Genomic DNA, 11,595 nt, shown 5'->3' on the forward strand with positions numbered 1-11,595 from the left:
TTTATTCCTCGGCTCCGGCTTTTGCGTGCTCACCCATGTCCATGCCTTTGCTCATGTCCATACCGTCCGGCATGGCATCGATATCTTTGTGCGATTTCATCTCGCCCATAAATTTACCAATGACTTCCTTGAACAGACCCGCTTTCACGCTGGAGAAGTACTCAACCGGATGTGCTTCGCTCGGCGCAGCCAGTTTGTTGAACTCATCCGTGCTGTTCAGGGTGTTAGGCGCCTGCTTCACTTTTGCCACCCAGTTATCAAACTCTTGCTGGTTTGGCGTCGCGATAGCATTGAACTTCATCCCGGAGAAGCCGCGACCGCTGAAGTTAGAGGAGATCCCTTTATAGGTTCCTGCTTCATTCGCGATCAGATGCAGCTGAGTCTGCATACCGGCCATCGCATAGATTTGTCCGCCCAGTTGGGGAATAAAGAATGAGTTCATTACCGTGTCAGACGTGACCTTAAACTGCACAGGCACGTTTTTCGGGATAGCGATCTCATTGACGGTGGCGATACCTTGTTCCGGATAGATAAACAGCCATTTCCAGTCCAGGGCGACCACTTCAATTGTCAGCGGTTTTTGGTCGCTGGCGATAGGTCTGAAGGGGTCCAAAGAGTGGGTGGTTTTCCAGGTTATCGTTGCCAGGATGGCAATGATAATGATTGGAACGGTCCAGACCACAGCTTCGATCTTGTTGGAGTGGGACCAGTTTGGACTGTACTTAGCGTCTGTGTTGGAAGCGCGATACTTCCAGGCAAAGGCGAAAGCCATAATGATCACTGGAATAACCACGATCAGCATTAAGCCGATAGCAGTCAGAATCAGTGTTCGTTGCTCGTGTCCAATTGCTCCCTTGGGATCCATTAATGCCGTATCGCAACCACTGAGCATTACCGTAGTTGCAAATAAAGACAACATCCCAATACTTTTATTGTATTTCTTAAGTCTCATCTAACGACCTCAATTACAAGGGCTCTATTGTCGTTTCATGTGTGCGGGCATTTTACGGGAAGGTTGCAGTACTGTAAACACGCTTAAGTGTGCGTCAACGCGGTGTTGACACTTTATGTTAACATGGTCACACCTGTAACAGTAGGTGATGATTTCCTAATGGCAACAACGCGTTGTGACAACTAAGCTGCGGATTTTTAATCTATTTGCTGAAAAAATAACAGGTAAAGGGCGTGATTATTCCGCCAACCAGAAATGTTTAGAAATTCGAAGTTTAAATTATGTAAACAACTTGTGTAATTAAAGTGAAAAATAAAATAAGTCTGCTACCGAAAAAAAAGAACATTGGGAAAGTCGCTGTTAATTAAAAAGGGTGAGGGCTGGGGGCATTTTCTGCAAGATGCGCTGGAAATAGCCGCAAGCCCTTTCCTTATGCGGCAAATTTGCTCATTTTTTAGCCAGCTCCGCCCGGCAGCCTTAAATAACCGGGGCAGGATGCCGTTGTGCAGCATAGTCCAGCCCGGCCCCCCAGAGAATCCCACCAATCCCCAGCGCCATCCCGGTTTCAAACAGCGGCGTCAGCACGCCGCCCAGGGCCGCGCCGGTCAGGGCAGAGAACGCCAGCCCACCCAGCCAGACCAGCAGCACCACACACCCCAGGGCAAACAGGCGGAATGCCCAGCGGTAGGCCTGGGCAAATTGGGTACGCGGAATGGCGTCCTCATGGTGCTGTGCATACTCCAGCGTACGGCGGCAGGCGACAAGCAGCAGCAGCCCCGGCACCGCCGCCACAATGGAGAAGAGATAAAACAGCGGCCAGCCGTGTGCTTCCACAAACCAGCCCGCCACCGGGCCGACATACACGCGGCCTACCGCCGACAGTGCCGAGAGCAGGGCAAACTGGGTGGCGGAAAATGACTTATTACACAGCGCCATCAGCAGCGCGACAAAGGCCGCGGTGCCCATGCCGCCGCACAGGTTCTCAAAGAAGATCGCCACGGCCATACTGATCAGGTGCTTATCGGTAATGGCGAGCAGCCAGTAACCGGCATTCGATACCGCCTGCAACAGGCCGAAAATCAGCAGGGCACGGAACAGCGACAGCCGTTGCATCACTGCGCCGCCATACAGCGCGCCGACGATGGTGGCCGCCAGCCCCAGGGTTTTGTTGACCAGCCCAACCTCGCCCGCCTCAAACCCGACGCCCCGGATCAAAAAGGTGGTGCTCAGGCTGCCGGCGAACGCATCCCCCATTTTGTAGAGCACAATCAGGCAGAGGATAAGCCAGGCGTTGTTGCGGCCAAAGAAATCACGCAACGGTGCCATGATCGCCTGCTCCAGCGTGCGCGGCACACCGGCATGGGTGTCCGGCTCCGGGGCGCGCAGGGTCGTGACCACGCCCACCAGCATCAGGGCGGCCATCAGCCAGTAGGTGGCTTGCCAGCCGAGATAGCGGTCCGCCAGCCACAGCGCCAGCCCGCCGGAAATCAGCATCGCCAGCCGGTACCCTAGCACCGAGACGGCTGCGCCCGCGCCCCGCTGCTCTGCATTAAGCAGGTCAGTTTTATAGGCGTCGAACACAATGTCCTGGGAGGCCGAGAGGAAGGCCACCGTCACCGCCAGCGCCGCCAGCCACCAGAGGTCCCTGGCCGGTTGCATAAAGCCCATCGCGAAAATGGCCCCAATCAGCAACAGCTGGGTCAGCAGCAGCCAGCCGCGCCGCCGCCCCAGGAAGGGCGGCGTGTAGCGATCCATTAAAGGTGACCAGAAAAACTTAAACACATAGGCCTGGCCGACCAGCGAAAAGAAGCCGATGGTTTTGAGGTCTACATTCTCAACGGTCATCCACGCCTGTAACGTGCCGGAGGTCAGCGCCAGCGGCAGGCCGGAGGCAAAGCCGAGCAGCAGCATGACCACACTGTTGCGTTGGGTGAAAAGGCTGAGGGTTCGGCTGAGCATGGCAGGGTTCCGCAGGCTGGCAAAGAGAGGAAAAGGGTGAGGGTGTTGCAGGAAGAAAGGCAGGGTGCGCGCCCCGGCCTCATCTCACACAGCAACCCGGTGGCCCGCTGCCGGGCCACCGGTCAGGCGGGGATCAGCGGGCGTTCTGTTTGATGAACTCGCTGACGCTGGTGTCCTGCGCCATATCGGCAATGACATCACCCAGCACGGTGTTGACCGCATTGGTGATTTTGTCGTTGGTGGCGGTGAAGGCCCCCTGGACGTTATAGGTTGAGCGGTAGTTTTTCACCTGCTTGCTGCCGTTCTTCGCCGTGGCGATGATGGAGATGTCCGCTTTGGTGGTGATGTTGTAGCGCAGGTTACCTTCCTGGACATCGGCAAACAGGTTGTTGACCACGATTTGCAGGTCAACCGCGCCGTCAGCGCCGATCATATAACCCCGGGCGCCCATCTGTTTCTCCAGCACTTCCTGGAGCAGGAAACGCAGATCGCGGGACGGGGTCAGCGTCACCAGCTGGCCTTCACGGTTCACTTTGGCCAGTGCCTGATCCTGACGCTGGTCAGAACCGTTGATGCTGACGGTCACGCCCATCAGGGTCGGATCCTGGGTCGGCAACACCATTTTCGGGGTGACATTCAGGGTATTGCTGCTGGTGGCGCAACCGGCCAGCATCAGGGCGGCCAGCAAAGGGAAGATCATTTTTTTTAACATGGTCACATCTCTTTCATTATTGTGAATGGGCAATGCGCAATGGCCGACATCATAACACCGCCGTCCGGTGGGGGAAGATCCCGGTGCGCAGATTTGCACCTCTCAGCGTTTTTTTTACACATTCCGGCAGCGCCACCGGCCAATTTATGCCTTTTCAACCGGATAACGATTTATGCTGTGCCCCGGCCCCCCTGCCGCCGGGGAAGGACATTGACTTTTTCAGCGCTTTCGCCGACAAATTTGCACAAGCGGAACGCTAACAAATTTAAAACCGACTAATATTGAAACAGATGGGGCGCAGCTCTCTGCTGGTGTAATAAGGAGATCTTTATGATTCGCGAGCAAATCGAAGCAAAATTAAGGGCGGCGTTTGAACCTGTGCATCTGGAAGTGGCGGATGAAAGTTATCGCCATAACGTGCCGGCCGGTTCAGAGAGTCATTTCAAAGTGATCATGGTTTCGGACCGGTTTGTGGGCGAACGCTTCCTGACCCGGCACCGCGCGATTTACGGCGTATTGTCAGAGGAACTTTCTGATGGCGTACATGCTCTGGCGCTCCATACCTATACGCTGAAAGAGTGGGAAGGGTTGCAGGACACGGTGCCTGCCTCACCTCCCTGCCGCGGGGCCGGCACGCTGGCTTAGCCGGTACAGCCGGATGCGGTCTCCCTGATGCGCGGTGAGTGGAACTTTTCACCGCAAATAGGGTATTAATAAAGACGAATCGATAAAACGGCCCGCGGGCCGTTTTTGTTTCCTTTACTTTTGCATGGATAACAGGTCAGCAGCAGGGTAACAGGCAGTTTGGCGAGTAAAACACCGGAAGTGTGAGATTTAGCGCCTCATGGGCGCCGTCACCTCCTCGACTCGCACGGCTTGCGCCGCTATAATGCTGCGTCTTATTTTCCGGAATGGTTTCGGGACGCTTCTGAAAACAGGGAATGGGTTCTGGTAAAGCGGCCGTCCTGGTTCTTAGAAGCCGTTTTCAAAGTAAGCAGTCCCTGGGCTCTCATTTTGAGAACGGCTTCTGGAGTTGACCGAGCACTTTGATTTTTTTGAGGTAACAAGATGCAAGTTTCAGTAGAAACCACTCAAGGCCTTGGGCGCCGTCTCTCTATTACTGTACCGGCTGATGTTATCAATCAGGCAGTAAAAAAAGAGCTGATCAACGCAGCGAAAAACGTCCGTATCGACGGCTTCCGCAAAGGCAAAGTGCCGATGAATATCGTGGAACAGCGCTATGGCGCCTCCGTCCGTCAGGACGTGCTGGGCGATCTGATGCAGCGCAATTTTGTTGACGCGATCATCAAAGAAAAAATTAACCCGGCCGGCGCACCGAACTACGTGCCGGGCGAGTACAAAGAAGGTGAAGATTTCACCTTCGCGGTAGAGTTTGAAGTCTACCCGGAAGTGGAACTGAAAGATCTGGAAGGCATCGAAGTTGAGAAGCCGGTTGTTTCCGTAAACGAAAGCGACGTTGATGCGATGCTGGAAACCCTGCGCAAGCAACAGGCTGAGTGGAAAGAGACTGACGCCGCTGCCCAGGCAGAAGACCGCGTGACGGTTGACTTCAACGGCTCTATCGACGGCGAAGAGTTTGATGGCGGCAAAGCCTCTGACTTCGTGCTGGCAATGGGCCAGGGCCGCATGATCCCAGGCTTCGAAGAAGGTCTGGTAGGTCATAAAGCGGGTGAAGAATTCACCATCGACGTGAACTTCCCGGAAGATTACCACGCTGAAAACCTGAAAGGGAAAGCCGCGCAGTTCGCTATCGTGCTGAAGAAAGTTGAACAGCGTGAACTGCCGGAGCTGACCGAAGATTTCATCAAACGTTTCGGCGTGGCAGAGGGTTCTCTGGAAGGCCTGCGTGCTGAAGTCCGTAAAAACATGGAGCGCGAGCTGAAAGGCGCAGTGCGTAACCGTGTGAAAACCCAGGCAATCGACGGTCTGGTTAACGCCAACCCAATCGACGTGCCGGCTGCCCTGGTTGACGGCGAAATCGACGTTCTGCGCCGTCAGGCGGCTCAGCGTTTCGGCGGCAACGAGAAGCAAGCGCTGGAACTGCCGCGTGAGCTGTTCGAAGAGCAAGCCAAACGCCGTGTTGTGGTTGGCCTGCTGCTGGGCGAAGTGATCAGCAAAAACGAGCTGAAAGCTGACGAAGATCGTGTGAAAGCCCTGATCGAAGAGATGGCCTCCGCGTACGAAGATCCGCAGGAAGTGATTGAGTTCTACAGCAAGAACAAAGAACTGATGAACAACATGCGTAACGTCGCACTGGAAGAGCAGGCGGTTGAAACCCTGCTGGCCAAAGCGAAAGTCACTGAAAAAGAAACCTCTTTCACTGACCTGATGAACCAGGCTTCTGCCTGAGTTGATTGCTGAACCGGGTTCTGCCCGGTTCTCTCTGCCAGGCCCACGGGATCCCGTGGGCTTTCTTTATTGCCCTCGCGGCTGCCGCTAAAATTCCCATTTCTTTTGCCCTGATTTACACTATATTCAATATGTTGGTATCGCTGCTTACCCTGGTGGCCGGTGCGGTATGTGAGACAGTCGCCCGGTGGGTGTACAGATTATCACCAACAGGCAGCGGGGCAGGCAGCGGGCAAATTATCCGGGCGCGCTTGAAAAGCGCAGCAGGCGCCCCCACTGCTTAGGGGTACGGTTTCCATCGATCTGCATGAGGGGACGACCACCGTTTTCGGCAGGGGCGGCCGGGCGCTTGAGCATGGTCTTCAGCGGCCAACTCAAGTAGAATCGGTTTTAATGGCGCCAAAGTGAATTAATTCTAGGAGACGGTGATGTCATACAGTGGCGAACGAGATCAATTAGCACCTAACATGGCTCTGGTACCAATGGTGGTAGAGCAGACTTCCCGCGGTGAGCGTTCATACGATATCTACTCCCGCCTGTTGAAGGAGCGCGTCATCTTCCTGACCGGCCAGGTGGAAGATCACATGGCCAACCTGATCGTGGCGCAGATGCTGTTCCTGGAAGCGGAAAACCCGGAAAAAGACATCTTCCTGTACATTAACTCCCCAGGCGGGGTGATCACTGCCGGCATGTCAATTTATGACACCATGCAGTTTATCAAACCCGACGTCAGCACCATCTGTATGGGCCAGGCGTGCTCTATGGGTTCATTCCTGCTGGCCGCCGGTGCCAAGGGCAAACGTTTCTGCCTGCCGAACTCACGCGTGATGATTCACCAGCCACTGGGCGGTTTCCAGGGCCAGGCGTCAGACATCGAAATCCATGCGAAAGAGATCCTGAAAGTCAAAGCCCGCATGAATGAGCTGATGGCGAAACATACGGGACAGTCTCTTGAAGTGATAGAGCGTGACACTGAGCGTGACCGTTTCATGTCTGCAGAACAATCTGTAGAGTATGGTCTGGTCGATTCAGTTCTGACCCACCGCGCCTGACACTAATGAGTACGGACCGATGCGCTATACTGGGTGAAGCTACTGTGTTTTTCACAGTTAACGCATCGGCGGCCAGCAGCGGAAAGGTTCGTTAACTGGTCATGCTTCTGCCGTGTGTTGCGGCAGGACAGATACTAGAGAAGAGGTTTACTGATGACAGATAAGCGCAAAGACGGTTCAGGAAAGCTGCTGTACTGCTCTTTTTGCGGCAAAAGCCAGCATGAAGTGCGTAAGCTGATTGCCGGGCCGTCAGTGTATATCTGCGATGAATGTGTTGATCTGTGTAACGACATTATTCGCGAAGAGATTAAAGAAGTTGCGCCCCACCGTGAGCGCAGCGCACTCCCGACCCCGCACGAAATCCGCAACCACCTGGATGACTACGTCATTGGCCAGGAACAGGCGAAGAAAGTGTTGGCGGTGGCGGTGTACAACCACTACAAACGCCTGCGCAACGGCGATTCCAGCAATGGGATCGAGCTGGGTAAAAGTAACATTCTGCTGATCGGCCCGACCGGCAGCGGTAAAACCCTGCTGGCCGAAACCCTGGCGCGTTTCCTGGATGTGCCGTTCACCATGGCGGACGCCACCACACTGACCGAAGCCGGTTATGTGGGTGAGGATGTGGAAAACATCATCCAAAAACTGTTGCAGAAATGCGACTATGACGTGCAGAAAGCACAGCGCGGCATTGTCTACATCGATGAGATTGACAAGATCTCCCGTAAGTCAGACAACCCGTCAATTACCCGCGACGTCTCCGGTGAAGGTGTGCAGCAGGCGCTGCTGAAACTGATCGAAGGCACCGTGGCTGCGGTTCCGCCGCAGGGCGGCCGTAAACATCCGCAGCAGGAATTCCTGCAGGTTGATACCTCGAAAATCCTGTTTATCTGTGGCGGCGCATTTGCTGGCCTGGACAAGGTGATCGGTCAGCGTATCAATACCGGGACCGGCATTGGCTTCGGTGCGGAAGTGAAGGGTAAATCTGAAAAAGCCACTGAAGGCGAGTTGCTGGCGCAGGCTGAACCAGAAGATTTGATTAAGTTTGGTCTGATCCCTGAGTTCATTGGCCGTCTGCCGGTGGTCGCGACCCTGAGCGAACTGAGCGAAGACGCGCTGATTCAGATCCTGAAAGAGCCGAAAAACGCCCTGACCAAACAGTATCAGGCGTTGTTCAACCTGGAAGGCGTTGAGCTGGAATTCCGCGACGAAGCCCTGAACGCGATTGCCAAGAAAGCGATGGCCCGTAAAACCGGTGCCCGCGGCCTGCGCTCTATCGTGGAAGGTGCGCTGCTGGACACCATGTATGACCTGCCGTCAATGGACAGCGTGGATAAAGTGGTGATTGACGAGTCGGTGATTGCCGGCCAGTCTGAGCCGATGCTGATTTATGGCAAACATGAAGCCCAGCAAGCATCCGGCGAATAATTAGCCAAACATTCCAGTACGTTAAACATCAAATGGGGGAAATCATCCCCCATTTTTTTTTCCTCGCATTCTTGTCGTTGAATGTAAGATATTCATCCCCATATACTCAGTATCCTACTTGCTGAAACCCGGAAATCTGGTGTTTCACGAGATTTCTTTAACCTGGCGGAAGCTAAACTAAGAGAGAGCTCTATGAATCCTGAGCGTTCCGAACGCATAGAAATCCCCGTATTGCCTCTGCGCGATGTGGTGGTTTATCCGCACATGGTGATCCCGTTGTTTGTTGGCCGGGAAAAATCAATACGGTGCCTTGAAGCCGCAATGGATCACGATAAAAAGATCATGCTGGTGGCGCAAAAAGAGGCCTCAACGGATGAACCGGGCGTCAACGATCTGTTTTCTGTCGGTACGGTAGCGTCTATTCTGCAGATGCTGAAGCTGCCGGACGGCACAGTAAAAGTGCTGGTTGAAGGGTTACAGCGTGCGCGTATTACCACGCTGTCCGACAACGGTGAGCACTTTGCCGCTGAAGCGGAATACCTGGACTCGCCGGCCATTGATGAGCGCGAGCAGGAAGTGCTGGTCCGCACGGCCATCAACCAGTTTGAAGGCTACATCAAGCTTAATAAAAAGATCCCACCGGAAGTGCTGACTTCCCTGAACAGCATTGACGACGCCGCGCGCCTGGCAGATACCATCGCCGCCCACATGCCGCTGAAGCTGGCTGATAAGCAATCCGTACTGGAGATGTTCGACATTACCGAACGTCTGGAGTACCTGATGGCGATGATGGAATCTGAAATCGACCTGTTGCAGGTTGAGAAACGCATCCGTAACCGCGTTAAAAAACAGATGGAAAAAAGCCAGCGCGAGTACTACCTGAATGAGCAGATGAAGGCCATTCAGAAAGAGCTTGGCGAGATGGATGACGCGCCGGATGAAAATGAAGCGCTGAAGCGTAAAATCGACGCGGCAAAAATGCCGAAAGAGGCCAAGGAAAAAACCGAAGCCGAACTGCAAAAGCTGAAGATGATGTCACCGATGTCTGCCGAGGCGACCGTGGTGCGCAGCTACATCGACTGGATGTTGCAGGTGCCGTGGAATAACCGCAGCAAGGTGAAAAAAGATCTGGTGAAGGCACAGGAAGTGCTCGATACCGATCATTACGGCCTGGAGCGGGTCAAGGATCGTATTCTTGAGTACCTCGCCGTACAGAGCCGCGTCAGCAAAATCAAAGGCCCGATCCTCTGCCTGGTGGGGCCGCCGGGGGTAGGTAAAACCTCCCTGGGGCAGTCCATTGCGCGGGCGACCGGTCGCCAGTATGTGCGTATGGCGCTGGGCGGCGTGCGTGATGAAGCGGAAATCCGCGGTCACCGCCGTACTTACATCGGTTCTATGCCGGGCAAACTGATCCAGAAAATGGCCAAGGTCGGGGTGCGTAACCCGCTGTTCCTGCTCGATGAGATCGACAAGATGTCATCTGACATGCGCGGTGACCCGGCGTCTGCCCTGTTGGAAGTGCTGGACCCGGAACAGAACGTGGCGTTTAACGACCACTACCTGGAAGTGGATTACGATCTCTCCGATGTGATGTTCGTGGCGACCTCAAACTCCATGAACATTCCGGCACCGTTGCTGGACCGTATGGAAGTGATCCGCCTGTCCGGGTATACCGAAGACGAGAAGCTCAATATTGCCAAACAGCACCTGCTGCCGAAGCAAATTGAACGTAACGCGCTGAAAAAAGGTGAACTCACGGTAGAGGACAGTGCCATCGTCGGCATTATCCGTTACTACACCCGTGAAGCCGGTGTGCGCAGCCTGGAGCGTGAAATCTCCAAACTGTGCCGCAAGGCGGTGAAACAGCTGCTGATGGATAAGACCGTCAAGCACATCACCATCTCCGGTGACAACCTGAAAGATTACCTCGGTGTGCAGCGGGTCGATTATGGCCGGGCCGATACCGAAAACCGCATCGGTCAGGTGACCGGGCTGGCCTGGACGGAAGTGGGCGGCGATCTGCTGACCATCGAAACCGCCTGTGTGCCGGGCAAAGGCAAGCTGACCTACACCGGTTCGCTGGGTGAAGTGATGCAGGAGTCGATTCAGGCGGCACTGACAGTGGTACGTGCGCGTGCGGACAAGCTGGGTATCAACCCGGACTTCTACGAAAAACGCGACATCCATGTGCATGTGCCGGAAGGGGCGACACCGAAAGATGGCCCAAGTGCGGGTATCGCCATGTGCACAGCGCTGGTGTCCTGCCTGACCGGCAACCCGGTACGCGCTGATGTGGCGATGACCGGCGAAATCACGCTGCGTGGCCAGGTGCTGCCGATCGGCGGCCTGAAAGAGAAACTGCTGGCTGCGCATCGCGGCGGCATCAAAGTGGTGCTGATTCCGGACGAGAACCGCCGCGATCTGGAAGAGATCCCAGACAACGTGATTGCCGATCTGGAAATCCACCCGGTTAAACGCATCGACGAAGTGCTGAACTTTGCGCTGCAAAACCCGGCCTTTGGTGCTCAGCCGGTTGCTGCAAAATAACCGCTGAACCTTAGGTGATGGACGCTGAAACCGGCAAGTCAATGATGACTTGCCGGTTTTTTTTTGCCGGAATCGCAGCGCCGGCGCGCAGGCAGGGCGTGCGGCGGTGGCTTGCATAGGCCCGGCAGGCTTGATATAAAAGCAGCGCAGCCGCGCACCAAGGACTTTTGCCGCGCGGCCAAAGATTTCAAGAGGGGATGACAAAGTGAATAAATCACAACTGATCGACAACATTGCCGCAGGGGCTGACATTTCAAAAGCCGCAGCCGGACGTGTGCTGGACGCCATTATTGAGTCAGTCACTGACACACTGAAACAGGGTGAGGAAGTGGCATTGGTCGGGTTTGGGACGTTTACCGTCCGTGAACGCGCTGCCCGTACCGGCCGTAACCCGCAAACCGGTGAAGAGATTGCCATTCCGGCAGCCAAAGTACCCGGTTTCCGTGCAGGTAAGGCATTGAAAGATTCAGTAAACTAATTACTGTTGGGCAGTTTGTGTGACAAGCACCCTTTGTCTCAAACTATCACCTGACGTCACTTGCCTGGTAAGGTAAGATACAAGGCGCATCAAAAAC

Annotated in this window: 9 protein-coding genes; 6 read left to right on the forward strand and 3 right to left on the reverse strand. The window is 54.8% G+C overall.

What is annotated here, in order from left to right; genetic code table 11:
* Position 1 precedes the first annotated feature (1 nt).
* From cyoA to JK232_RS05095, 3 genes are all read right to left on the reverse strand, one after another.
* Positions 2–952, reverse strand: coding sequence for a cytochrome o ubiquinol oxidase subunit II (gene cyoA, locus JK232_RS05085; RefSeq protein WP_072926512.1), 951 nt, complete (start codon positions 950–952; stop codon positions 2–4).
* 477 nt (positions 953–1,429) lie between these two features.
* Entirely contained in the window at positions 1,430–2,911 is a 1,482-nt protein-coding gene (gene ampG, locus JK232_RS05090) for a muropeptide MFS transporter AmpG (protein ID WP_212588902.1), read from the reverse strand.
* 133 nt (positions 2,912–3,044) lie between these two features.
* Complete coding sequence (locus JK232_RS05095; RefSeq protein ID WP_072926903.1) at positions 3,045–3,623, reverse strand: lipoprotein; 579 nt, start codon at positions 3,621–3,623, stop codon at positions 3,045–3,047.
* A gap of 330 nt (positions 3,624–3,953) precedes the next feature.
* Here JK232_RS05095 and bolA point away from each other — a divergent pair, with 330 nt between their 5' ends.
* The 6 genes from bolA to hupB all read left to right on the forward strand — a co-directional run bounded on the left by bolA (position 3,954) and on the right by hupB (position 11,498).
* A complete protein-coding gene (gene bolA / locus JK232_RS05100; RefSeq protein ID WP_072926507.1) occupies positions 3,954–4,268 on the forward strand; it encodes a transcriptional regulator BolA in 315 nt (104 codons plus the stop codon).
* A gap of 423 nt (positions 4,269–4,691) precedes the next feature.
* A complete protein-coding gene (tig, locus tag JK232_RS05105) occupies positions 4,692–5,993 on the forward strand; it encodes a trigger factor (protein ID WP_072926505.1) in 1,302 nt (433 codons plus the stop codon).
* Between the two features lie 428 nt (positions 5,994–6,421).
* The gene (gene clpP, locus JK232_RS05110) at positions 6,422–7,045 is read left to right on the forward strand and encodes an ATP-dependent Clp endopeptidase proteolytic subunit ClpP (protein WP_072926503.1); all 624 of its coding nucleotides are present in this window, start codon (positions 6,422–6,424) and stop codon (positions 7,043–7,045) included.
* Positions 7,046–7,198: 153 nt separating this feature from the next.
* Positions 7,199–8,473, forward strand: coding sequence for an ATP-dependent protease ATP-binding subunit ClpX (gene clpX / locus JK232_RS05115; RefSeq protein ID WP_072926501.1), 1,275 nt, complete (start codon positions 7,199–7,201; stop codon positions 8,471–8,473).
* A 192-nt stretch (positions 8,474–8,665) separates the two neighbouring features.
* Positions 8,666–11,020, forward strand: a complete 2,355-nt coding sequence (gene lon, locus JK232_RS05120; protein ID WP_072926499.1) for an endopeptidase La — start codon at positions 8,666–8,668, stop codon at positions 11,018–11,020.
* A gap of 205 nt (positions 11,021–11,225) precedes the next feature.
* Positions 11,226–11,498, forward strand: coding sequence for a nucleoid-associated protein HU-beta (gene hupB, locus JK232_RS05125; RefSeq protein ID WP_072926496.1), 273 nt, complete (start codon positions 11,226–11,228; stop codon positions 11,496–11,498).
* Positions 11,499–11,595: the final 97 nt, after the last annotated feature.

It is taken from the genome of Nissabacter archeti (assembly GCF_018257325.1).
In the GTDB taxonomy this organism is placed as follows: Bacteria; Pseudomonadota; Gammaproteobacteria; order Enterobacterales; family Enterobacteriaceae; genus Chimaeribacter; species Chimaeribacter arupi.